23 protein-coding genes and 1 riboswitch are annotated in these 23244 nt (G+C 72.4%); of the genes, 13 read left to right on the top strand and 10 right to left on the bottom strand.

Annotated features, from left to right (window positions below; genetic code table 11):
• Positions 1 to 39: 39 nt before the first annotated feature.
• A complete protein-coding gene (gene nagA / locus AB0D66_RS23660; protein WP_362306835.1) occupies positions 40 to 1203 on the bottom strand; it encodes an N-acetylglucosamine-6-phosphate deacetylase in 1164 nt (387 codons plus the stop codon).
• Positions 1203 to 2135, bottom strand: coding sequence for an ROK family protein (locus AB0D66_RS23655; protein ID WP_362306882.1), 933 nt, complete (start codon positions 2133 to 2135; stop codon positions 1203 to 1205). Before AB0D66_RS23655 ends, nagA begins: the two co-directional genes overlap by 1 nt.
• Before the next feature lie 165 nt (positions 2136 to 2300).
• Here AB0D66_RS23655 and AB0D66_RS23650 point away from each other — a divergent pair, with 165 nt between their 5' ends.
• The 3 genes from AB0D66_RS23650 (at position 2301) to otsB (ending at position 4857) form a co-directional block, all read left to right on the top strand.
• The gene (locus tag AB0D66_RS23650; protein WP_362306832.1) at positions 2301 to 3605 is read left to right on the top strand and encodes an extracellular solute-binding protein; all 1305 of its coding nucleotides are present in this window, start codon (positions 2301 to 2303) and stop codon (positions 3603 to 3605) included.
• 80 nt (positions 3606 to 3685) lie between these two features.
• Complete coding sequence (locus AB0D66_RS23645) at positions 3686 to 3922, top strand: DUF3263 domain-containing protein (RefSeq protein WP_069921326.1); 237 nt, start codon at positions 3686 to 3688, stop codon at positions 3920 to 3922.
• An 86-nt stretch (positions 3923 to 4008) separates the two neighbouring features.
• Positions 4009 to 4857, top strand: a complete 849-nt coding sequence (gene otsB, locus AB0D66_RS23640; protein ID WP_362306827.1) for a trehalose-phosphatase — start codon at positions 4009 to 4011, stop codon at positions 4855 to 4857.
• A gap of 446 nt (positions 4858 to 5303) precedes the next feature.
• Here the strand turns inward: otsB and AB0D66_RS23635 are convergent, their stop codons facing one another.
• Together AB0D66_RS23635 and AB0D66_RS23630 are read right to left on the bottom strand one after the other, a co-directional pair.
• Positions 5304 to 6659: a trehalose-6-phosphate synthase gene (locus AB0D66_RS23635; RefSeq protein ID WP_362306823.1), complete on the bottom strand. Its 1356-nt coding sequence runs from the start codon at positions 6657 to 6659 to the stop codon at positions 5304 to 5306.
• Between the two features lie 46 nt (positions 6660 to 6705).
• Positions 6706 to 7656, bottom strand: a complete 951-nt coding sequence (locus AB0D66_RS23630) for a glucosyl-3-phosphoglycerate synthase (RefSeq protein WP_362306879.1) — start codon at positions 7654 to 7656, stop codon at positions 6706 to 6708.
• A gap of 185 nt (positions 7657 to 7841) precedes the next feature.
• A riboswitch (SAM riboswitch) is annotated at positions 7842 to 7993 on the top strand.
• A gap of 17 nt (positions 7994 to 8010) precedes the next feature.
• Here AB0D66_RS23630 and thrC point away from each other — a divergent pair.
• From thrC to AB0D66_RS23600, 6 genes are all read left to right on the top strand, one after another.
• Positions 8011 to 9285 (top strand): threonine synthase, encoded by a 1275-nt coding sequence (gene thrC, locus AB0D66_RS23625; RefSeq protein ID WP_362306820.1) that lies wholly within the window; start codon positions 8011 to 8013, stop codon positions 9283 to 9285.
• Between the two features lie 36 nt (positions 9286 to 9321).
• The gene (locus AB0D66_RS23620; protein WP_361759567.1) at positions 9322 to 9597 is read left to right on the top strand and encodes a MoaD/ThiS family protein; all 276 of its coding nucleotides are present in this window, start codon (positions 9322 to 9324) and stop codon (positions 9595 to 9597) included.
• Between the two features lie 406 nt (positions 9598 to 10003).
• Positions 10004 to 10210, top strand: a complete 207-nt coding sequence (locus tag AB0D66_RS23615; protein ID WP_030009783.1) for a cold-shock protein — start codon at positions 10004 to 10006, stop codon at positions 10208 to 10210.
• A gap of 302 nt (positions 10211 to 10512) precedes the next feature.
• Complete coding sequence (gene groL / locus AB0D66_RS23610; RefSeq protein ID WP_069921331.1) at positions 10513 to 12135, top strand: chaperonin GroEL; 1623 nt, start codon at positions 10513 to 10515, stop codon at positions 12133 to 12135.
• Positions 12136 to 12283: 148 nt separating this feature from the next.
• Positions 12284 to 12901: a phosphoribosylanthranilate isomerase gene (locus AB0D66_RS23605; protein ID WP_362306816.1), complete on the top strand. Its 618-nt coding sequence runs from the start codon at positions 12284 to 12286 to the stop codon at positions 12899 to 12901.
• Positions 12902 to 12970: 69 nt separating this feature from the next.
• Positions 12971 to 13714 (top strand): beta-glucanase, encoded by a 744-nt coding sequence (locus AB0D66_RS23600; RefSeq protein ID WP_362306813.1) that lies wholly within the window; start codon positions 12971 to 12973, stop codon positions 13712 to 13714.
• An 18-nt stretch (positions 13715 to 13732) separates the two neighbouring features.
• Here AB0D66_RS23600 and AB0D66_RS23595 read toward each other — a convergent pair whose 3' ends face one another.
• Positions 13733 to 15355, bottom strand: coding sequence for a serine/threonine-protein kinase (locus AB0D66_RS23595; RefSeq protein WP_362306810.1), 1623 nt, complete (start codon positions 15353 to 15355; stop codon positions 13733 to 13735).
• 94 nt (positions 15356 to 15449) lie between these two features.
• A complete protein-coding gene (locus AB0D66_RS23590; RefSeq protein WP_362306807.1) occupies positions 15450 to 15785 on the bottom strand; it encodes a protease inhibitor I9 family protein in 336 nt (111 codons plus the stop codon).
• 363 nt (positions 15786 to 16148) lie between these two features.
• Between AB0D66_RS23590 and AB0D66_RS23585 the strand changes: the two genes are divergently transcribed.
• The gene (locus tag AB0D66_RS23585; RefSeq protein ID WP_362306804.1) at positions 16149 to 17339 is read left to right on the top strand and encodes a S8 family serine peptidase; all 1191 of its coding nucleotides are present in this window, start codon (positions 16149 to 16151) and stop codon (positions 17337 to 17339) included.
• Between the two features lie 273 nt (positions 17340 to 17612).
• Complete coding sequence (locus AB0D66_RS23580) at positions 17613 to 18797, top strand: S8 family serine peptidase (RefSeq protein WP_362306801.1); 1185 nt, start codon at positions 17613 to 17615, stop codon at positions 18795 to 18797.
• Positions 18798 to 18813: 16 nt separating this feature from the next.
• On the opposite strand, the gene AB0D66_RS23575 is transcribed toward AB0D66_RS23580, so the two are convergent.
• The 4 genes from AB0D66_RS23575 to AB0D66_RS23560 form a co-directional block, all read right to left on the bottom strand.
• Positions 18814 to 18966, bottom strand: coding sequence for a DUF397 domain-containing protein (locus tag AB0D66_RS23575; protein WP_362306799.1), 153 nt, complete (start codon positions 18964 to 18966; stop codon positions 18814 to 18816).
• 67 nt (positions 18967 to 19033) lie between these two features.
• On the bottom strand, positions 19034 to 20509 hold the full coding sequence (locus AB0D66_RS23570; protein WP_362306796.1) for a PTS transporter subunit EIIC: 1476 nt from the start codon (positions 20507 to 20509) through the stop codon (positions 19034 to 19036).
• Between the two features lie 37 nt (positions 20510 to 20546).
• Entirely contained in the window at positions 20547 to 21506 is a 960-nt protein-coding gene (gene murQ / locus AB0D66_RS23565; protein WP_362306793.1) for an N-acetylmuramic acid 6-phosphate etherase, read from the bottom strand.
• Positions 21507 to 21537: 31 nt separating this feature from the next.
• Positions 21538 to 22395: a MurR/RpiR family transcriptional regulator gene (locus AB0D66_RS23560; RefSeq protein ID WP_362306876.1), complete on the bottom strand. Its 858-nt coding sequence runs from the start codon at positions 22393 to 22395 to the stop codon at positions 21538 to 21540.
• A 212-nt stretch (positions 22396 to 22607) separates the two neighbouring features.
• Between AB0D66_RS23560 and AB0D66_RS23555 the strand changes: the two genes are divergently transcribed.
• Entirely contained in the window at positions 22608 to 22979 is a 372-nt protein-coding gene (locus AB0D66_RS23555; RefSeq protein WP_362306791.1) for a hypothetical protein, read from the top strand.
• Complete coding sequence (locus AB0D66_RS23550) at positions 22976 to 23242, top strand: DUF4031 domain-containing protein (protein ID WP_362306788.1); 267 nt, start codon at positions 22976 to 22978, stop codon at positions 23240 to 23242. Before AB0D66_RS23555 ends, AB0D66_RS23550 begins: the two co-directional genes overlap by 4 nt.
• Positions 23243 to 23244 lie beyond the last annotated feature (2 nt).

Genomic DNA, 23244 nt, shown 5'->3' with positions numbered 1-23244 from the left:
CTGCGGGCCGACCGCTTGCCGTCTACAGCCGGTTGGCCGTCAGACACCCCGCTGTACGGGCGGGCTGACGATCCATTCGCCGCGCCGCATGACGCCCCGGACGTCGAACTCGGCGTCCAGGACGACGAGGTCGGCGTACTTGCCGGGCTCCAGCGAGCCGATCTCGTCGTAGAGCCCGATCAGCTTGGCCGGGTTGGCGGAGATCGCCTGGACCACGGACTCCACGGGCAGCTTGTCGACGGTGACCGAGCGCTTGAAGGCGGTGTCCAGGGTCAGCGTCGAGCCGGCGATGGAGCCGCCCTCGACGAGCCGGGCCACGCCGTCCTTGACCTCGACCTCCAGCGGGCCCAGGTGGTAGGTCCCGTCGCCGAAGCCGGCCGCGTCCATCGCGTCGGTGATCAGGGCCACGCGGTGCGCGCCGGCGTGGTGGAAGGCGAGTTCCAGCGCCGCCGGGTGCAGGTGGGTGCCGTCGTTGATCAGCTCGACGGTGATCCGCTCGTCCTCCAGCAGCGCCGCGATCGGGCCGGGTTCGCGGTGCGCGAGGCCCGGCATCGCGTTGAAGAGGTGGGTGGCCACGGTGGCGCCCGCGTCGATGGCGGCGCGCGTCTGCTCGTACGTGGCGTCCGTGTGCCCGATCGCGGCGATGACGCCGTGCTCGGCCAGCAGCCGTACGGAGTCCAGGCCGCCCGGGAGTTCGGTGGCGAGGGTGAACATGCGGGCGGAGCCGTGCGCGGCGTCGATCAGCTTGCGGACCTCGGCCGGGTCGGGGTCGCGGAGCAGGTCGGCCTTGTGGGCGCCCTTGCGGCAGGCGTTGATGAACGGGCCCTCGAAGTGGATGCCCGCGATCTCGCCCTGCTGGGTGAGTTCGGCGAGCAGTCCGGCGCGGCGGGCCAGTTCGTCCAGGTCTCCGGTGACGGTGGAGGCGACCAGGGTGGTGGTGCCGTGCTCGCGGTGGGTGCGGACGCCCTTGAGGACCTCCTCGGCGGTGCCGGAGGTGAAGGAGGCGCCGCCGCCTCCGTGGTTGTGCATGTCGACGAAGCCGGGGACGATCCAGTGCCCGGCCAGGTCGACGACCCGCGCGCCCTCCGGGGCACTGCCGGCGATGCGGTCGCCGTCGACGATGACCCTGCCGTTGGCCACGGTTCCGGTGGGCAGCACCACCCTGGCGCCGGAGAGAACAGTGCTGTGCGCGCTTCCGGACATCAGGCAGGTACCTCCGTGGCGAGTAGGTCCCAGGCGAGCAGCCCTGCGCCCAGGCATCCGGCGGTGTCCCCGAGGGCCGCCGGAACGATGTGGGGCAGCCGCTGGAACGTCACGCGCTCCTCGACGGCCGCCCGTAGGGGTGTGAACAAGGTTTCCCCCGCCTCCGCCAGCCCGCCACCGATGATCAGAGTGCTCGGGTCCAGCAGGGTGATCGCGGTGACCAGGCCGTCGGCGAGGGCGGCGATGGCGGCCAGCCACACCTCGCGGGCGCGTGCGTCCCCGGATTCGACGGCCTTGGCGCAGTCAGCCGCATCAGCCTCGGGTTCGCCGCTGGCGGCGGCCCAGGCGCGGGAGACGGCGGAGGCGGAGGCGAGCGTCTCCAGGCAGCCGTACTGGCCGCAGCCGCAGGCGGGGCCGCCGGGGCGGACCACGATGTGGCCGATCTCGCCCGCGTAGCCGTGCGCCCCGGCCTCGATGCGGCCGGCGATGCCGATGGCCCCGGCGATGCCGGTGCCCAGCGGTACGAAGAGGAAGCGGTCGGCGCCCCGGCCCGCGCCGATGCGCCCCTCGGCGAGGCCGCCCGTGCGCACGTCGTGGCCGAGGGCCACCGGGATGCCGCCGAGCCGGCTGCTGAGCAGGTCCCGCATGGGTACGTCGCGCCAGCCCAGGTTGGCCGCGTAGACGGCGATGCCGTTCTCGGCGTCGACGATGCCGGGGACGGCGACTCCGGCGGCCGAGGCGGCCTGTCCGCAGCGCTCCCGGCCGATGTCGAGCAGCTCGGCGGCGAAGTCCTGGATCGTCTCGACGACGGCGTCGGCGCCCCGCTCGCGGCCGGTGGCGCGGCGCGCCTCGTGCAGCAGGGTGCCGTCGGCGGCGACCAGGGCGGCCTTCATCCCGGTGCCGCCCACATCGAGGGCGATGACGTGTTTCACGGGTTTCACGGGGGACAGTCTCGCGTGCTTCACGGGGAAAGGTCTAGTCCATTGAGGGGATTTGTTGAGTGGCCATACAAATTCGGGACCAAGGATGTGGACCAGCGGCCAAAGTGGTGTAGACCTTACGTGGATCGTACGTACAACTAGGGGTGGACGAGAACTGTGAACCGCCGATACCTGCGCCTGGCCGCGTCCGGCGCCGCACTGTGCCTGACGGCCGTGACACTGACCGGCTGCGGCGCCGTCGGCGGACTCACCGGGGACAACGAGGTGACCCTGCGGGTCGTGGCGGCCGAGTACGGGGACAATCCGCAGAACTCGTCGGCCACCTACTGGAAGACGCTCGCCGAGGACTTCGAGAAGACCAACCCGGGGATCAACGTCGAGGTCAGCGTCTACTCCTGGTCCGAGGTCGACGCCAAGGTCGCCGAGATGGTCAAGGCGGGCAAGGCCCCCGACATCGCGCAGATCGGCGCCTACGCCGACTACGCGGAGGCGGGCAAGCTCTACACCGCGGACGAGCTGCTCTCCGTGAAGACCGAGGCCGACTTCCTCGGGCCGCTCGCCGACGCCGGCAAGGTCAAGCGGATCCAGTACGGCCTGCCCTTCGTGGCCAGCACCCGGCTGCTCTTCTACAACGAGAAGCTGCTGGCCGATGCCGGGGTCATCCCCAAGGACGCCAAGAACGGCTGGCAGCCCAAGAGCTGGACCGAGCTGGAGGCGGCCGCGAAGAAGCTCAAGGGCGCGGGCGTCCCCACCCCCTTCGCGCTGCCGCTGGGCCGCGAGGAGGCCCAGGCCGAGACGATGATGTGGATGCTGGCGGGCGGCGGCGGCTACACCGACAACGAAGAGCAGTACTCGATCGACTCCACCGAGAACGTCAAGGCGCTGGAGTTCCTCCGGGACAAGATGGTCGGCCAGGGCCTGACCGGGTCCGTCGAGCCCGGCAAGCTGGACCGGCAGGCGGCCTTCGACGCCTTCACGAGGGGCGAGGTCGGCATGCTCAACGGGCACCCGACGCTGATCAAGCAGGCGGCGGGCAAGGGCGTGAAGTTCGGCATGGTCACCATGCCCACCGCCGACGGCACCGAGCACTCGGCGATGGGCGTCGCCGACTGGGTGATGGCCTTCAAGAACGGCCACCGCAAGGAGTCCGGGAAGTTCCTGGACCACCTCTACGAGGCGAAGAACGTGACCGCCTTCACCGGCATGTACGACCTGCTCCCGGTCACCACCACCGGCTACCGGGCCGCCCAGGCCGGGGCCGCGGGCGGGACCGCCCCGCAGCTGAAGACCTTCCTGGACGCCCTGCCGTCCTCGCGGCTCTACCCGGTGGGCAAGAAGTCCTGGGCGGGCGTCAGCGAGGACATCAAGCAGAACATCGGCAAGACCGTCGAGCCGGGCGGGCAGCCGGTGAAGGTGCTGGAGGAGATCGCGACGAAGGCACGAGCGGCCGACCCGCGCTGAGCCGGGCCGGGGCGGGCCGGGGGTGGGGCCCGGCCGGGGCGGGCCGGGCCGGTGTCGGTGGGCGGCGTTAATCTGGCGGTATGACGGACGACGGGCGGCTGACGGCCACGGAGGCCGCGGTGCTCGCGTACGAGGGACGCACCTGGCCCGGGCCGGGGGCCAAGGAGCGGGCGATACGGGAAGGGCTGGGGATGACCCCGGTCCGCTACTACCAGCTGCTCAACGTGCTGATGGACGATCCCCGCGCGCTGGCCCACGCCCCGGGCACCGTCAACCGCCTGCGCCGCATCCGCGAGGCCCAGCGGGCCAGGCGGTAGCCGGGCCCCGCCCGGACCGCCCTGCGCGGACCGCGACGTGGCCCGCGCCATAGCCGTGGTCGGGCGGGCCCGTTAGGGTCGTCCATATGGGGAGCCATCCGCACGACTTGCCGATGCCCGTCACCGCAGCGGGACGCGAGGGCCTGGAAGCCCTGCTCCGCGCGCCCGGCCGTTCCGTGGTCGCGCTGGACTTCGACGGCACGCTTGCCGAGATCGTTCCCGACCCGGACCAGGCACGGGCCCATCCCGGAGCCGTACCCGCCCTGGCCGCGCTGGCCCCCGAGGTGGCCTCCGTCGCGGTGATCACGGGCCGGCCGGCGGGCGTCGCCGTCCGCTACGGGGGCTTCGCCGGGGTCCCCGGACTGGAACACCTCGTCGTCCTCGGCCACTACGGGGCCGAGCGCTGGGACGCCGTCAGCGGGATCGTGCACGCCCCCGCGGAGCACCCCGGGGTGGCGGCGGTCCGGGCCGAACTGCCCGGCTTCCTGGACTCCATCGGCGCCTGGCAGGGCACCTGGATCGAGGAGAAGGGCCGGGCGCTGGCCGTGCACACGCGGCGCGCCGCGGACCCGGAGGCGGCCTTCGCGGCCCTGCGCGAACCGCTGGCCGAGCTGGCGGCGCGGCACGGGCTGATGGTGGAGCCGGGCCGGGCGGTCCTGGAGCTGCGGCCCCCGGGGATGGACAAGGGCGTCGCCCTCACGGAGTTCCTGGCGGAGACGGGCGCGGAGGCGGTGCTGTACGCGGGCGACGACCTCGGCGACCTGGCCGCGTACTCGGCGGTCGAGAAGCGGCGGGCCGACGGGTTGCCGGGGTTGCTGGTGTGCAGTGGCTCCGCGGAGGTGCCGGAGCTGGCTTCGCGGGCCGATGTGGTTCTGCCCGGGCCTGGTGCGGTCGTCGCCTTCCTCGCCGCCTTGGCCGCGGCCGCAGCGACCTGACCCGGCCGGGCCAGCCCCAGCCGGGCCGCGGCCGCAGCGACCTGACCCGGCCGGGCCAGACCCAGCCTCCGGCACCTCGCCGCCGCCCCGCCGCTGTCGGGGGCCCGGCCCCCGCGCCTCAAACGCCGGCGGGGCTAGGTTTGGCTTCGGTTGGGCTGGTGCGGCGCCGTTGTCGGGGGCGCTGCCCCCGAGCCCCCGCGCCTCAAACGCCGGCGGGGCTGACTTTGGCTTCGGCTGGTCTGGTTGGCCTTGGTGGGGCTGTGATGCGGGCGGCGGGACAATCCAGCCTCGCCGGCGTTTGAGGCGCGGGGTCTGGGGCGGAGCCCCAGGAGGTTGGGCCGGAGCCGGGGATCCGCAGGCGGACCCGGAGGGGCGGAGCCCCCCAGGGGGCCCGGCCGTGGCGCCGCCGGCCGGGCCCGGGCTTTGGGGGGCGAGGCTGCCGCAGGTCAGGGCCGCAAGGCTGCGAGTTGGGCTTCGAACCAGGCCGTGGGGGGAAGGGCCGTCGCCGACGCGGCCAGCCGCTTCGTGCGTTCCGCCCGCTCCGGCTCCGGCATGGCCAGCGCAGCGTGCAGCGCCGCGGCCGTCTCCGTGACGTCGTACGGGTTCACCGTCAGCGCGTCGCCCCGCAGCTCCTCGTACGCCCCCGCCCCCCGCGACAGCACCAGCGCGCACCCCGCCTCCGACACCACCGGGATCTCCTTCGCCACCAGGTTCATCCCGTCCCGCACGGGGTTCACCAGCGCCACGTCCGCCATCCGGTAGGCCGCCAGCGACCGCGCGAAGTCGTCCTGCACGGACACCAGCACCGGCTGCCAGTCCGCCGTCCCGAACTCCTCGTTCACCTCCGCCGCCAGCTCCCGCACCGCCTGCGTGTAGTCCCGGTACACCTTCAGGTCCTGCCGCGACGGATAGGCGGACGCCAGGTGCACCACCCGGCCCCGCCACTCGGGGTGCTCGGACAGCAGCTCCCGGTACGCCAGCAGGCCCCGCAGGATGTTCTTCGACAGCTCCGTCCGGTCCACCCGGACGATCGCCTTGCGGTCCCCGACCTCCGCCCGCAGCTGCGCCAGCTTGTCGTCCACCTCCGGCCGGTGCGCCAGCGCCCGCAGCTCGTCCGCGTCCACGCCCAGCGGGAACACCGCCGCGTTCCCCCGGCCCGCGCCGTCCAGGAAGGCCGACGCCCAGGCCCCGGTGTGGAAACCCACCACGTCCGCCCCGAGCATCCCGTCGAGCAGCTGCTCCCGGACGTCGTCCGGGAGCATGGACAGGTACTCCTTCGACGCCCACGGCGTGTGCGTGAAGTGCGCGATCCGCAGGTCCGGCCGCAGGGCGCGCAGCGCGCCCGGGACCAGTGCCAGGTGGTAGTCCTGCACCAGGACGGCCGCGCCCTGCGCCGCCTCCTCGGCCAGCGCCTGCGCGAAGGCCTCGTTGTAGGCGACGTACGACGCCCACTGCCGCCGGAACCGCGCGTCGAAGACGGGCTCGCGCGGGACGTCGTACAGGTGGTGGTGGGTGAACCACAGCACCGAGTTCGCGATGCCGTTGTACGCGTCGTCGTACACCGTGGGATCGATGTCCAGCATCCGGACGCCCGGTTCCGAGACGCCCCGGCGGACCGCCTCCCGGTCCGCGTCCGACAGTGCCGCGCAGATCCACAGCGCGTCCGGCTGCCGCGCCAGCGCCGCGGAGAGGCCGGAGACGAGGCCGCCCCCGCCGCGCCGGGCGCTGAGCGTGCCGTCCGTGTCGAGGGCGTACGAGAGCGGGCCGCGGTTCGCGGCGACGAGTACCTGTGATGCAGCCATGTCGCGAACCTAGCCCGACCTGGCCTCGCGCAAACTTCCGAAGCCGTCAGGCCGCGTGCCGCCGGGTGTACTCCTCGACCTCCCGCATCGGCGGCCGCTCCTCGGTGTCCACCGGGTACGTGCGCGGCACGAAGCCCTCCGGCCCGCGCTCGAACTGCGTCAGCTCCGGCCGTACGAGGTGGCCGCGCGAGAGCCGCAGCTGCGCGGTGCGGTAGATCGCCGCGGCCATCCGGCCCAGCGCCTGCCCGTCCTGGTGGCGGTGCAGCCGTACGCCCACGTCCACCTGGGCCAGTGCGTCCAGCCCGACCGTGTGCAGCGCGTCGACCAGCAGGCCCAGCTCGACCCCGTACCCGACGGGGAAGGGCAGCCGCTCCAGCAGGGAGCGGCGCACGGCGTACTCGCCGCCCAGCGGCTGGACGAAGCCGGCCAGCTGCGGCCAGTGCAGGTTGAGCAGCGGGCGGGCGACCAGCTCCGTGACCCGCCCGCCCTGGCCCGGCGCATCCCCGAGCGGGCGGTCGTACATGGCCTTGACGAACTGCACGTCCGGCTCGGTCAGCAGCGGTCCCACGATCCCGGAGACGAAGGCGGCCGAGAAGTCCCGCAGATCGGCGTCGACGAAGCAGACGACGTCCCCGGTGGTGGCCAGCAGGGAGCGCCACAGCACCTCGCCCTTGCCGGGCAGGGCCGGGATCCGCGGCAGGATGTCGTCCCGGTGGACCACGTGCGCACCGGCCTTCGCCGCGACCTCGGCCGTAGCGTCGCTGGAGCCCGAGTCGATCACGACCAGCTCGTCCACCAGCGGGACCGGCAGCCCCTCGACCAGCTCCCGGCGGATCACCTCGACGATCGCGCCGACCGTCGCCTCCTCGTCGAGTGCCGGCAGCACCACGCTGACCGTGGTCCCAGCTGCCCGTTTGCGGTCCAGCAACTGGTCGAGCGGTCGGTCGGCGGCGGACCAGGAGCGGTCGGCCAGCCAGCGCTCCACCTCTTCCAGCACTCTGAGCACTCCCTGCGGCTTGGTCGGATTGACCGAAAAGTGATCCATCTCGCGGTTCGGACGCCTGTCTCAAGCGCCCGGACCTTCGGTTACAGTCTTGAACAACGCGCAGGACCGCCGCATGCCGGGGGGCCTCGCGTACAAACGCACCGGCGCGCCACAGAGCGCGTGTGCCGGTGCCATACCGCTCATCCAGAGGGGCAGAGGGACACGGCCCGTTGAAGCCCCGGCAACCCTCCAGTCGGTTCTCGCGATGCGATACGCATCCTGCGGGGCCCCGGCTAGGGAAGGTGCCAATTCCGTCTCATGGCGAAGTGCGCCATGGGGAAGATGAGGAGAAAGGGCCTCGCCATCATGGCTGCACAGACTGCCTCCACCTCTGTCGATCTCGGACCTGCCACCGCGCTTTCCTGTCGCGAGTGCGGTACCCGTTTCGAACTCGGTCCCCTCTTCGCCTGTGCGGAGTGCTTCGGACCTCTGGAAGTCGCCTACGACCTCCCCACCGGCGATCCGGCCGCCCTGCGCGCGGCGATCGAGGCCGGCCCGAACAACATCTGGCGCTACGCGCCGCTGCTGCCGGTCCCCGCGGACGTGGCCTCCAAGCCCAGCCTGAACCCGGGCTTCACCAAGCTCGTGGACGCGGCCAACCTGGCCAAGGAGCTCGGCGTCACCGGCAAGCTCTACGTCAAGGACGACTCCGGCAATCCGACGCACTCCTTCAAGGACCGCGTCGTGGCCATCGCCGTCGAGGCCGCCCGCGCCTTCGGCTTCACCACCCTGTCCTGCTCCTCCACCGGCAACCTGGCCGGCGCCGTCGGCGCCGCGGCCGCCCGGGCCGGCTTCCGCTCCTGCGTGTTCATCCCGCACGACCTGGAGCAGGGCAAGGTCGTCATGGCCGGTGTGTACGGCGGCGACCTCGTCGGCATCGAGGGCAACTACGACGACGTGAACCGCTTCTGCTCCGAGCTCATCGGCGACCCGCTGGGCGAGGGCTGGGGCTTCGTCAACGTCAACCTGCGCCCGTACTACGGCGAGGGCTCCAAGACCCTGGCGTACGAGATCTGCGAGCAGCTCGGCTGGCAGCTGCCCGACCAGATCGTGATCCCGATCGCGTCCGGCTCGCAGCTGACGAAGATCGACAAGGGTCTGCAGGAGCTGATCAAGCTCGGCCTCGTCGAGGACAAGCCGTACAAGATCTTCGGCGCCCAGGCCGAGGGCTGCTCCCCGGTCTCCGCCGCCTTCAAGGCCGGCCACGACGTGGTCCGCCCGCAGAAGCCGAACACCATCGCCAAGTCGCTGGCCATCGGCAACCCGGCGGACGGCCCGTACGTGCTGGACATCGCGCGGCGCACCGGCGGCTTCGTCGAGGACGTCAACGACGAGCAGGTCGTCGAGGCCATCAAGATCCTCGCGCAGACCGAGGGCATCTTCGCCGAGACCGCGGGCGGCGTGACCGTCGGCGTCACGAAGAAGCTCATCGAGAACGGGCAGCTCGACCCGGCGCTGACCACCGTCGTCCTGAACACCGGAGACGGCCTCAAGACCCTGGAGGCGGTCGCCGCGGACAGCGGCCAGACCGCCACCATCCGCCCGAGCCTGGACGCGTTCCGCGCCGCCGGCCTGGCCTGACCCCCACTCCCGCACGACCGGAAAGGCAGTAGCGCCATGAGCGTCAACGTCCGCATCCCCACCATCCTGCGCACCTACACCGGCGGTCAGGCCGAGGTCCCGGCCGAGGGGGCCACCCTGGCCGAGGTCATCGAGTCCCTGGAGAAGAGCCACCCGGGCATCGCCGCGCGCGTCCTGGACGACCAGGGCAAGCTGCGCCGCTTCGTCAACGTCTACGTGAACGACGACGACGTGCGCTTCGAGGGCGGGCTGCAGGCCGCGACGCCGGACGGGGCGGGCGTCTCGATCATTCCGGCCGTAGCCGGAGGCTGACTCCCCGGCACGGCCTGCCGCTGACACGCGAAACCGTAATTACCCCCTCCGTTAATAAGCGGAGGGGGTAATTCTGTTTGATTGCGCGCGGTAGAGTTGGGGAAGTCCCCTCCGCTGCTCTTGCCCGCCGCATATGAACGGGTCGCGTCAGGGTCGACATCGGGTCAATGTGCAAGTGAGGTATGGGGCTTTGGCGAGATATGCCGGGCCCGAGTTGCCCTGGAATATGCCAGATTTTCACTCTATTTCTGTGTTTCCCCGTGTCCAGAATTCTCGTCGGATTGACCTGTTGCAGACAGCACCGGCGCGGATACATTCAGCCTCGGTCGACGCGTTCCGACGCAAGTGATGACCCGGGATCGCGAAGTGCGTTCCTGCGCAAGGGCCAGTAATAGGGGAGTTAGGCATGGCTCAGGGCACCGTCAAGTGGTTCAACGCGGAGAAGGGCTACGGCTTCATCGCGGTCGACGGTGGTGCGGATGTGTTCGTCCACTACAGCGCCATCCAGATGGACGGGTACCGCACCCTTGAAGAGGGTCAGCGGGTCGAGTTCGAGATCTCGCAGGGCCAGAAGGGTCCGCAGGCGGACATGGTCAAGCTCGCACTCGGCTAGTCCCGGCGCGATCGACCGCCCACGCGTACAGGAGGGGCCCACATCCCGGACACGGGATGTGGGCCCCTCGCGTGTCTGCGGTGTGTTCACTGGGGTGTTCCCCCAAGCCGCTTGCACTCGCGGGGGTCGAGTGCTAATCATTGGCGTTAGCACTCTCCTGGTGAGAGTGCTACTGAACAAGGACCGGGTCGGTGAGGCCCGCAGGGTCCGGCGGGAAGGAACCGCCGGGCACGCAGGCCGTCCGTCGCGGGCGCGGGCGCGGTCCTGGAGCAATCCACCGCTGTCCGGGAGGACCACTTCAGATGGCCAAGATCATTGCGTTCGACGAGGAGGCCCGCCGCGGTCTCGAGCGTGGGATGAACCAGCTCGCCGACGCCGTCAAGGTCACCCTTGGCCCCAAGGGTCGCAACGTCGTCCTTGAGAAGAAGTGGGGCGCCCCCACGATCACCAACGATGGTGTCTCCATCGCCAAGGAGATCGAGCTCGAGGACCCGTACGAGAAGATCGGCGCCGAGCTGGTCAAGGAAGTCGCCAAGAAGACGGACGACGTCGCCGGCGACGGTACGACCACCGCCACCGTGCTCGCCCAGGCGCTCGTCCGCGAGGGCCTGCGCAACGTGGCCGCCGGCGCCAACCCGATGGCCCTCAAGCGTGGCATCGAGAAGGCCGTCGAGGCCGTCTCGGGCGCCCTGCTCGAGCAGGCGAAGGATGTCGAGACCAAGGAGCAGATCGCTTCCACGGCCTCCATCTCCGCCGCCGACACCCAGATCGGCGAGCTCATCGCCGAGGCCATGGACAAGGTCGGCAAGGAAGGCGTCATCACCGTCGAGGAGTCGCAGACCTTCGGTCTCGAGCTCGAGCTCACCGAGGGCATGCGCTTCGACAAGGGCTACATCTCGGCGTACTTCGCCACCGACATGGAGCGTATGGAGGCGTCGCTCGACGACCCGTACATCCTGATCGTCAACTCCAAGATCGGCTCGGTCAAGGACCTGCTGCCGCTCCTGGAGAAGGTCATGCAGTCCGGCAAGCCGCTGCTGATCATCGCCGAGGACGTCGAGGGCGAGGCCCTGTCGACCCTGGTCGTCAACAAGATCCGCGGCACCTTCAAGTCCGTCGCCGTCAAGGCCCCGGGCTTCGGCGACCGCCGCAAGGCCATGCTCGGCGACATCGCCATCCTCACCGGTGGCACGGTCATCTCCGAGGAGGTCGGCCTCAAGCTGGAGAACGCCGGTCTCGACCTGCTCGGCCGCGCCCGCAAGGTCGTCATCACCAAGGACGAGACCACCATCGTCGACGGTGCCGGTGACAGCGACCAGGTCCAGGGTCGCGTGAACCAGATCCGCGCCGAGATCGAGAACTCCGACTCGGACTACGACCGCGAGAAGCTCCAGGAGCGCCTCGCGAAGCTGGCCGGCGGCGTGGCCGTCATCAAGGCCGGTGCCGCGACCGAGGTCGAGCTCAAGGAGCGCAAGCACCGCATCGAGGACGCCGTTCGCAACGCGAAGGCGGCCGTCGAGGAGGGCATCGTCGCCGGTGGCGGCGTGGCCCTGCTCCAGGCCTCCGCGGTCTTCGAGAAGCTCGAGCTCACGGGCGACGAGGCGACCGGCGCCAACGCCGTGCGCCTGGCCCTGGAGGCCCCGCTGAAGCAGATCGCCGTCAACGGTGGTCTCGAGGGTGGCGTCGTCGTCGAGAAGGTGCGCAACCTGCAGATCGGTTGGGGCCTGAACGCCGCGACCGGCGAGTACGTGGACATGATCGCCGAGGGCATCATCGACCCGGCGAAGGTCACGCGCTCCGCGCTGCAGAACGCCGCGTCGATCGCCGCGCTGTTCCTGACCACCGAGGCCGTCATCGCCGACAAGCCCGAGAAGGCCGGTGCCCCCGCGGGCGGCGGCATGCCGGGTGGTGACATGGACTTCTGATCGGCCCCTGGCTGATCGGCTGTTCTCGAACGAGGGCGGCACTCCCTGCGGGGGGTGCCGCCCTCGGGCGTTGTCCGCGGGCCGGACCGCCGGCGGCGATCCCCACCCCGTTGTCGTCCATCCGGTCATTCTGAGGTTGACTACCGATATGACGGAACCGTTCATCAAGATCTGCGGGCTGCGGACCGCGCAGGACGTCGACGCCGCCGTCGGCGCCGGAGCCCACGCCGTCGGGTTCGTCTTCGCCCCCGGCAGCCCCCGTACCGTCGACGCCGCCACCGCGCGCGAGCTGGCCGCGCGGGTGCCGGCCGGGGTGCTCACCGTGGGCGTGTACCGCGGGCAGCCGGTCGGCGATGTCCGGCGGCTCACCGAGGAGAGCGGCGTGCGCGCCGTGCAGCTGCACGGCGACGAGGGGCCGGAGTACTACGGGGAACTGCGCGCCGCCGGGCGGACGCTGATCCGGGCCACCGCCGCGCACGTCGCGCGCTGCGGGGAACTGGGCGAGGACCTGCTGCTGCTCGACGCCCCCGACCCGGGCTCCGGCAAGCCGTGGAACTGGGGCTCCGCGGAGTTCACCCCTCCCGAGGGGCGCTGGCTGCTCGCGGGCGGGCTCACCCCCGCCAACGTCCGGGAGGCCGTGGAGGCCACCGGCGCCTGGGGCGTGGACGTCTCCAGCGGGGTGGAGCGCGAGCGCGGTGTGAAGTCCCCGGAGCTGATCCGCGCCTTCATCGAGGCGGCCCGCGGAACGGCCGCCACCCTTCGCTGAGCGTGTTCATGTGATTACTCCCAGCGAGAACGCGGGCGTGATCCGGGCCGACGCGGGCAGAACACCCCCATGGTCACGGACACGCTCGCATGGCTGCGGCGCCTGACGCGCCGCCTCGCCCCGGGCGGTGGGGACGACCGCGGACCGGTACTGCCCGCGCCCCGCCGCACACCCGTCTTCACCGCCGACTTCTCCTCCGCCACCCAGTGGATCGCGGGCCGCTCCTGGGCCTATCCCGACGGCGGCCCCACCAACCCGCGCGACAACAAGCTCGACCACCTCGTCGCCGATCCCGCCTACAGCCGCGGCGGCGTCTTCCGGGCGACGCCCCGCCCCGACGGCAACTGGGACACCGGCCTGCTCACCACCGAGGGCAGCGACGAGGGGTTCGCGCTGCGCACCGGCGACGTGCTGGAGGCACGGGTCAAACTCCCCGTCGAGGTGGGGGCCTGGCCCGCGATCTGGACCTGGCGGGACGGCGGCCAGGAGATCGACGTCTTCGAGTACCACCCCGACAACCCGGACCTGCTGGAGTTCTCCAACCACGTCCGCGAGGGCCACTGCTACCACCGCGACCCGTCGGTGCGGCCCGGCGCCTGGGTCGACCTCAAGGTCGAGTTCGGCAGGAACTCGGTCGTCTGGTGGGTCAACGGCGCCCGCGTCCACGCCGACCGCAAGGGCGTGGGCCGGTCCTGGTGGGCCTACCTGATCGTGAACCTCTCCGTGTCGGCGGGCCGCTACCACCCGGCGCCCGGCCCGGACGTGACGGAGATGTCGTACGAGGTCTCGCGGCTGAGGGTGTACCGCCGCTGAACCCCGGCGCCGGGTGCCTCAGGCCGCGCGCCAGACCGTCATGTCGGCGGTGATCCAGTCGGGCAGGCCCTTCAGGCGGACGACCGACTTGATCTGGATCACGAGCAGGGCGATGTCCCCCGACGGGTGCCGGACGCAGATCTCGCTGCCGGGCGCCGTCGCGGCCAGCGGGAGACTGTGCTGGGTACTGGCCTTCGTGAGGAGGGCGCAGTTCTCCAGGCTGCCGCTGCCGGGGTCGGCGTACAGCAGGGTGAACACGCTCTCGTCGCTGACCAGCTCGCACTGGGTCTTCCCGCACTCCATGCGGATGTCCCCGGTGCGGTCCTCGCGGCTGACCGGCTCCTTGATCCCGATCGAGCTCTCCTCGCCCAGGCGCACGAAGGGGTACGGGTGGGGCTTGGGCGGAGTGGACGCCTTGGCCGAGGCCTTGGGCGCGGCCGAGGACGACCCGGCGGCTCCCGCGTCCTTGCCGCTCCCCAGGCCCTGCGCCCCGGAGGCCGGGCCGGGGGACTCGGCCGCCTCCCGCGCGCGCACCCGGTCCGCCGCGTCCCCGACCCAGGTCAGGCCGGCCAGCAGGAGGGCGACCGCCGTCACCACCGAGGCGGCGGTCAGAGCCGCACGCCGCCTGCGCCTGCGCCGCTCCTCCGGGGTGAGCGGGGCCGTCGGCGGCGGCTGCCAGACCATCGGCGCCGGCGCCTGCGGGGCCAGCGGCCGGGTGTGGACGGAGGTGGGCTGGGGGACCGGTGGCGGGACCGCCACCTCCGGTCCCGCCACCTCCCGCCAGACGGCCGGTCCGCCGCCCGCGTCGGCGTCCTCGCCCAGCTGCCGCCTGCACGACGCCACGATCTCCGCCGGGGTGGCCCGTTCCTCCGGGTCGGAGGCCAGGCAGCGGGCGATCAGCGGGCGCAGCGGCTCCGGCAGCCGGGAGAGGTCGGGTGCGGAGTGCACGATCCGGAAGAGCACGCTCACGGAGGGGCCGTCCCCGTACAGGGGCTCGCCCAGCGCGGCGAACGCCGCCGTCTGGCCCAGCGCGAACACGTCGCTGGCCGTCGTGACCTCACCCGCCGAAGCCTGTTCGGGGGACATGTACTGGGGCGTACCGATGGCCGTGCCGGTCGCGGTGCCCGCGCTGATGTCGGAGGCCAGCGAGATGCCGAAGTCGATGACCCGGGGCCCGTCGGCGGCCAGCAGCACGTTCGACGGCTTCAGGTCCCGGTGCACGATGCCCGCTCCGTGGATGGCCTGCAGGGCCTCGGCCACCCCCGCCATCAGCCACAGCACGGCGGGCACCGGCAGCGGCCCGCGCCGGGCCACGGCCTCCGACAGCGAGGGCCCCGGCACGTACAGGGTGGCCAGCCAGGGCGGTGTGCCGTCCGCCTCGGCGTCGATCAGCTCGGCGGTGTACGCCCCGCGGACCCGCCGGGCCGCCTCCGCCTCCCGGCGGAACCGCCGCCGGAACGCCGGGTCCTCGGCCAGTTCCGGCCGCACCACCTTGATGGCCACCGGGCGCCCGCCCTGCGTGTGGGACAGGTAGACCCGGCCCATCCCGCCCGCGCCGATCCGGGCCGCGAGGCGGTAGCCGGCCACGGTCTGCGGATCGTCTGCCCGCAGCGGCTGGAACACCTCGGTCGCGCTGTTCATCGGTCTCCCCCCGATCCCCCCGATCAACCGATGCGTTGATCCGCTTCACCCTAAGCGGCGGGCGGAGCGGGGGAATTGCCGGGGAGAGGCCTGGTCACACGGCGGTGCCGAAGGAGGACGCCTCCCCGTCCTCCTCGACCGAGGCCACGACGGCGGTCGCCCGCAGGGCCTCGACCTGCTCGGGGGAGAGCCGGGCGGCGAAGCCGTTCAGGGTGTGGCGGTAGACGTGCAGCGGGGTGATCCCGTGCTCCTCGGCGACCTCGGCCGGGTCGAGACCGGGGTACACCGTGACGATGTACGTGGGGTGGTCGGCGGCGGCCGTGCGGGACACGGGTTCGGGCGCGGCGGCGGCCGCGGCCGCGGGCAGGGCGGTGACGGCGGCCAGGACGGCGACGGCCAGGGGCAGGGCTCGGCTCAGACGGGTGCGCATGGGGGGAGGGCATCACGGCCGTCGGACCTGGTCAACGACGTGCGGGGGTGTGGCGGGGGCACGGGGAGCGCGTCGGGCGTGCGCCCCCCGGGGTGGGGGCGGACCGTACGGGTGATCTTGGCGCCGGGTCCGGGCGGACCGTCCGGGCCGGGCACGCCAGACGCCCCAGGGGGTTGACCCTTTCTGCCGCTGGGTTCGGCAGGCCGTGGCGCGCGGGGGCTGCGGAGGCCGGACCGGCCGGGGTGGTGGTTCAAGCCGCCTTCGGGTGGCACCGATGGAATCGAGGGCCGCCCCCGCCGAGCGCACGCTGCCGCGGGGGCGGCTCACCCACCCCGGTCCTCGACCCCGTCAGGGAGTTCCTCCATGCGCCTGCTCGCACGGGTGGCCACCGCCGCCCTCATCGCGTCGCTCGTCCCGGTGGCCGCCGGTACCGCGTCCTCGTCCGCCGCCGCGCCGGAGCCGACCCCGGCGCCGCTGAAGACCGTCGCCAACGCGGTACCCGGCAAGTACATCGTGACCCTGGAGAAGGGGGTCGACGCGGCGAAGCTGGCGCAGAAGCTGGGTGTGAAGCCCTCGTTCGTCTACACCTCCGCGCTCAACGGCTTCGCCGTCCCGCTGACCCCGCTCCAGCTGACGATCGTCCGCAACAGCCTCGGGGTGAAGGTGGTCGAGCAGGACGCCAAGGTCAAGTCCGTCATGACACCGAGCGCGGAGGGCGCGCTGCGTGCGCCGTCGAACTCGTGGGGCCAGGACCGGATCGACCAGAAGGCGCTGCCGCTCGACAGCAGCTTCACCACCGAGGGCAACGGTGCCGGGGTGACGGCGTACGTCCTGGACACCGGCATCGAATACGCGCACGACGAGTTCGGCGGACGGGCGGCCTTCGGCTTCGACGCGATCGGCGACGGCCGCAACGGCGCGGACTGCAACGGCCACGGCACCCACGTCGCGGGGACGGTGGCGGGGAAGGCGTACGGCGTCGCGAAGAAGGCGAACCTGGTCAGCGTCCGTGTCCTGGCGTGCGACGGGACGGGCGAGTACTCCGCGATCATCGCGGGCTTGGACTGGGTGGCCAAGAACGCCAAGCAGCCCGCCGTCCTGAACGCCTCGCTGGGCGGTGACAAGTCGGACGCCGTCAACGACGCCGCGGACGCCGTGACCGCGGCGGGTGTCCTGCCGGTCGTCGCTGCGGGCAACGAAGCGAAGGACGCCTGTCTCGTCTCGCCCGCCTCCGCGAGCAAGGTGGTGGGGGTAGCGGCGTCCAACCGGTACGACGAGGAGACCTCCTTCAGCAACTACGGCGGTTGCACCATGCTCTACGCCCCCGGCGAGGCCATCGTCTCCGCGAAGCTCGGGGGCGGTTCCGTCGCCCTGAACGGGACCTCCATGGCGGCTCCGCACGTCACCGGGGTCGCGGTCCTCTACAAGGCGAAGAACCCCGACGCCGCCCCGGAGGACATCGTCGCGTTCCTCGACGAGGAGTCCACCAAGGACGTCCTGAGCAGCGTCGCCAAGGGCAGCCCGAACCAGCTCCTGTACACCGGCGGCCTCTGAACATCCTTCGGGTTACGTCCCCCGTACGGATGAACTTGCCGGGGCCGCCCCTTCGGGGCGCGGCCCCGGAGAACAGCCAGGAATGATCCTTTCCGCAGCCCCCGGGGCGGCTCCCCGCAGGGGCCTCGGCCGATCGGCCAGGCGGAGGCGGGCGGCTCAAGTCTTCTCCGGAAGGAACCCGATGAAGGAAGGGGCCGCATCCCAGAAGGCGTCAGCCGGTGGCGGACGCGGCTCGTCCACGCTGGTCCACACGCACTCCAGGGAGTTCCCTCCATGCGTCTGCTCGCCGCGCGCCTCACCGCCGCCGCCGTCATCGCCATGACCCCCGTGGCGGCCGGTACGGCCACCGCCGCCGCCCCGGAGCCGACCCCGGCACCGTTGCTCACCACCGCGAACCCCATTCCCGACAGCTACGTCGTCTCCCTGAACAAGGGCGTCGACCCGGTCGAGTTCGCGGCGGAGATCGGGGTGCGGGCGAAGTTCACCTACACCGCCGCGTTCAACGGGATCGCCGCGACCCTCACCGAGCAGCAGCTGAGGATCGTCCGCAACACGTTCGGGGTGCGGGCCGTGGCGCAGGACGCGCAGGTGACCGCCCCGCCGACCCCGGCGAGGGACGTGCAGACCAAGGCGCCGGCGAACTCCTGGGGCCTGGACCGCATCGACCAGCGGCGCCTGCCGCTCGACGGCGACTTCAGCGTCAACCACAGCGGCCAGGGCGTGACCGCGTACATCGTCGACAGCGGCATCGACCTCAACCACGCCGAGTTCGCCGGCCGGGTGCGGGCGGGCTTCGACGCGATCGGTGACGGCCGCAACGGCGCGGACTGCAACGGCCACGGCACGCACGTCGCGGGCACGGTCGGCGGCACGACCTTCGGCGTGGCGCGCAAGGTGAACCTGGTCAGCGTCCGCGTCCTCAACTGCGAGGGCCGCGGCTCCTGGTCGGGCATCATCGCGGGCTTCGACTGGGTGGCCCGCAACGCCCAGCAGCCCGCAGTCCTGAACGCCTCCCTGGGCGGGGACCGGTACGCCCCGGTCAACGAGGCCGCCACCGCCGTGTCCGACCGGGGCATCCTGCCGATCATCGCCGCGGGCAACGAGAACCGCGACGCGTGCCGGGTCTCGCCCGCCTCCGCCGAGCGCGTGGTGACGGTCGGGGCGACCGACCGCTTCGACCAGGAGACCGACTTCTCCAACTGGGGTGAGTGCCTCGACCTCTACGCACCGGGCCGCGACATCGTCTCGGCCCGGCTGGGCGGCGGCAGCGTGACCATGAGCGGTACGTCCATGGCCGCGCCGCACGTGGCCGGTGTGGCCGCGCTCTACAAGGCCGTGCACCCGAACGCGCTGCCGGCCGAGGTGACGAACTTCCTGGACGACTGGTCCACGAAGGACATCGTCCAGAACCTCAGCGACAACAGCCCGAACAAGCTGCTGTTCACCGACCACCTCTGATTCGGACCGCGACCGTTCAGAGCGTCGCGACGAAGGCCGCCCAGGCCCGCGCGTGGAACACCACGTGCGGGCCGTCGGGCTGCTTGGAGTCCCGGACGGGGACGAGGCTGGGGTGGCCGGTGGCGACGTCACTTCGACGGCCATCAGCACACCCTTCGGGTCCGCCCACTCGCCTCGTCCGGCGAAGAATCCGATGGGCGCGAGCGACCCCTGCGGCCAGGCCCGGGTCGTCGTGGTCAGGTCAGGGCCGGTTCCCTGGCGGGGGTCGGGTCCGGGGGCGGGGTCGGGGTCGGGTCGGTGTTCAGGTCGGTCAGCATCTGGCGGGTGAAGCCGAAGAAGTACGTGGCGAGGAAGCCCACCAGGTAGCCGACCGCCAGGCCGCCCGCGTAGATGGCCAGTGTGGCGACCCAGCCCGACGTGCCGTTGAGCAGCGGGAACAGGGCCCAGCCCGAGGGGCCGATGGCCGTGGAGCCGAAGGCCACGCCGAGCTGGTTGAACAGGCCGACGAAGGCCCCGCCGGCCGCGCCGCCGACGCAGGCGGTGACGAACGGGCGGCCGAGGGGGAGGGAGACCCCGTAGATCAGCGGTTCGCCCACGCCCAGGAAGCCCGCAGGGAGCGCGGACCTGATGGTGGTGCGCAGCGAGCCGTTGCGCGGGAGCCGGTAGTAGACGGCGATGGCCGCGCCGACCTGGCCCGCGCCCGCCATGGCGAGGATGGGCAGCAGGACGGTGTAGCCGGACTGCTCGATGAGGGTGGTGTGGATGGGGATGAGGGCCTGGTGCAGGCCCAGCATGACGAGCGGGAGGAAGAGTCCGCCGAGGACCAGGCCCGCGAAGGCGCCGCCGGCGGCGAGCAGCCAGTGGGCGAACGTACCGATGGCCGCCGAGGCCTCACCGGCGAGGAACATCAGGCCGAAGATGGTGACCAGGCCGGATACCAGGACGGTGAGGGTGGGGGTGACCAGCACGTCCAGCGCCTCGGGCACCCACCTTCGGCACCACTTCTCGACGTGGACCGCGAGCACGGCCGCGGCGAGCGCGCCGAGGACGCCGCCCTGGCCGGGCTTGAGCTCCAGCCCGAAGGCGGTGACCTTCGCGATGCCGGGGAAGACGATGATCGCGGCGACCGCGCCGCCCAGGATCGGCGTACCGCCGAACTCCTTGGCGGTGTTGTAGCCGACGAAGACGGCGATCAGCGACATGAAGCCGGAGGCCATCGCGGCGAGCGCGGGGACGACGCCGGGCAGCCAGCCCGCGTTGGTCAGGACGCCGTTCAGCCCGGCGATGATGCCGCAGCCGATGAGGGCGGGGATCAGCGGGACGAAGATGTTCGCGATGCGCCGCAGGAACAGCTTGAAGGGCGTCGCGTTGCGCGCCTTTCGGGCCTCCTTCAACGCCGCTCCCTGCGCGGCCAGTCCGTCCGCGGTGACCGGCTGCGCGGCGGGCCCGGAGCGGCCCTCCTCGACCAGCGCCTCGAACTCGGGGGTGACGCGGGCGACCGTACCCGGACCCAGCACGATCTGGTACGTGTCGTCCTCGACCACGCCCAGGACCGCGGGCAGCGCCCGCAGGGCCTCGTCGTCGACCAGCGAGCGGTCCAGGAGGCCGATGCGCAGCCGGGTCATGCAGTGCGCGATGGACGCGATGTTGTCCGGGCCGCCGACCAGAGGAAGGATCGCGGCGGCTGTGGCGCGGTTCTTGTCAGTGGACATGTGGGGTCGCCTTGCTGTCGGGAGGGGGCGGCGGGGGTCAGCGGGTCTGGGCGCGGGCGTCGGCGCGGGCCTCGGCGCGGGCCTCGGCGAGGGCTGCGCGGAGGTGGCCCTGCGAGGCGGCGAGCAGCTCGGCGGCCCGCGGGCCGCCGACGCCGCCGAGGACGACGAGGATGGCGTCCTTGACCTCGCCGCCGGTGGCGGCCAGCGCGGCCTCGATCTCCTCGTCGGGCGCGCCGGTGGCCAGCGCCACGATGCGGCGGGCGCGGGCGCGCAGCTTCTCGTTGGAGGAGCGCATGTCGACCATCAGGTTCCCGTAGGTCTTCCCGAGCCGGATCATCGTGATCGTCGAGATGAGGTTGAGGACGAGCTTCTGCGCGGTGCCCGCCTTCAGGCGGGTCGAACCGGTGAGCAGTTCGGGTCCGACGACGACCTCGATGCCGTGGTCGGCGGCCGCGGCGAGCGCGGAGTCCGCGTTGCAGGACAGGCCGACGGTGAGCGCGCCGCGGGTCCGGGCGAACTCGACGGCCCCGATCGCGTACGGGGTGCGGCCGGAGGCGGAGACGCCGATGACGGTGTCCTCGGCGGTCAGCGCGAGGGCGGTGAGGTCCTCGGCGGCCAGCTCCTTGGAGTCCTCGGCGCCTTCGACGGCCTTGACCATGGCGGACGGACCGCCCGCGATGAGGCCGACGACGTCGGCCGGGTCGGTGTTGAAGGTGGGCGGGCACTCGCTGGCGTCCAGGACGCCCATCCGGCCCGCCGTGCCGGCGCCCGCGTAGACCAGGCGGCCGCCGCGGGCCATGCGTGCGGCGATCGCGTCGACGGCGTCGGCGATCCGCGGCAGCTGCGCGGCGACCGCGGCGGGGACGGTGGCGTCCTCGGCGTTCATCGTGCGGGCGATCTCGAGGGTGGACAGCCGGTCGATCTCGGCCAGTTCGGGACGGAAGGCCTCGGTGGTCAGCGTCTCCAGCTGGGCGCGGAGTTCGGCGTACGCGGTCATGGGCGGGGGCTCCTGGCGGATCGGCGGGCGTTCAGCGGGCGGTGTGGCGGTGGGCGAGGGCCTCGTACGAGGCGGCCAGGGCGGGGGCGGCGGTCTCGTACGTCTGCTGCGCCACGCCGACGAAGAGGCAGTCGACGACGAGGAGCTGGCTGGTGCGGCTGGACATGGCGGCCGGGCGCAGCTGGCTCTCGCGGGCGGCGGAGGTGGTCAGGACGACGTCGGAGTAGTGGGCGACGGGGGCGTTCGGGCGGCCGGTGAGGGCGACGGTGGTGGCACCGCGTTCGAAGGCCGTGCGCAGCGGCTCGATCACGTCGCCGGTGGAGCCGGAGTGGGTGATCGCGACGGCCACGTCGCCGGGGCGCAGCTGGACGGCGTTGGTGACGGCGAGGTGGGGGTCGCTGTGGGCGTGCGCGATCAGGCCGATGCGCAGCAGCTTCTGGGCGAGGTCCTGGCCGACGAGCGCGGAGGCGCCGATGCCGTAGATGTCGATGCGGCGGGCGGTCGCGAGGGCGTTGACGGCGGTGGCGAGCTGGGCCAGGTCCAGTCCGGCGGCGGTGTCGGCGAGCGTCTGCGCCTCCTCGTGGGCCAGCTTGGCGACGACATCGGCGAGGGGGTCGTCGACGGCTATGTCGACGGTGACGGCGGGGGCGGCGCCGGACTCCTGCTGCGCGGCGAGGGCGGCCAGCGCGAGGCGCAGGTCGCGGTAGCCGGGGTAGCCGAGGAGGCGGGCGGTGCGCACGACGGTGGCCTCGCTGGTGCCGGTGCGGGCGGCGAGGGCGGAGACGGTGAGCCGGGCGCAGCCGGCCGGGTCGGAGGCGACGGCCTCGGCGACGGCCTGCATGGAGCGCGTCATCGAGGGCCCGAGTCCGCGCACGCGCGCCCGCAGCACGGAGGCCGACGGGGCCGGCGCGAGCGGGGAGGGGGCCGCGGCCCGCGCTCTGACGTTCGTCTTCGCCTCGGCCGCCGCCGGACTGAAAGTTTCTTCCGCGTTCTTGCTCACACCTGAAACTTATTTTCGGCCATGGCGGACGTCAAGACCCCGAAGGTCGTGCCGGGGAAAGGGCCTTCGCCACTTGGCCCGTACGGGGTCACAATGGGCGCATGGACCACGCGACCCCCCTGGAACAGGCGCTGCACGTCGCCCGTGCACTGGTGCTCGCCGATCTCGCCGCCGGCGAGGTCGCCGACGCCGATGTCGTCTCCCTCGTCGAGGACTCGGTCACGCACCGCCGGTGGTGGGTGGAGCAGTGGCCGGAAGGGGTCGGCTACCTCGCCGGACTCGTCGCCCAGGACGTGCAGGACGCGCTGCTGGAGAAGTACGGGCGCTGGCCGCTGTGCCCGGTGTGCACGCACGGGGAGCCGCACGCCCTGGACGTGGAACCGGAACTCGGGCCCGATCCGCACTGGGTGTGCTCGGAGGCGGGCGTGCGGGTGGCGGCGGTGGGCGGCCTCGGCCCCGTCCTGCGCCCGTGACGGTCTACATCGACCCGCCGACCTGGCCGGGCCACGGCCGCATGTGGTCGCACCTGGTCAGCGATGTCTCGTACGAGGAGCTGCACGCGTTCGCGGCGGCCATCGGCTGCCCCCCGCGCGCCTTCGAACGCGACCACTACGACGTCCCCTCCTACCGCTACGCGGACGCGGTCCGGGCGGGCGCGGTGGAGATAGGCAGCAAGGAACTCGTCCGCCGCCTCACGGCCGCCGGCCTGCGCCGCCCGAAGGGCCGGCCGGCCTAGGG

It is taken from the genome of Streptomyces sp. NPDC048270, from assembly GCF_040652335.1.
GTDB lineage: Bacteria > Actinomycetota > Actinomycetes > Streptomycetales > Streptomycetaceae > Streptomyces.
The sequence above is the reverse complement of the archived record's forward strand: the minus strand, read 5'-3'. Positions and strand labels throughout refer to the sequence as shown.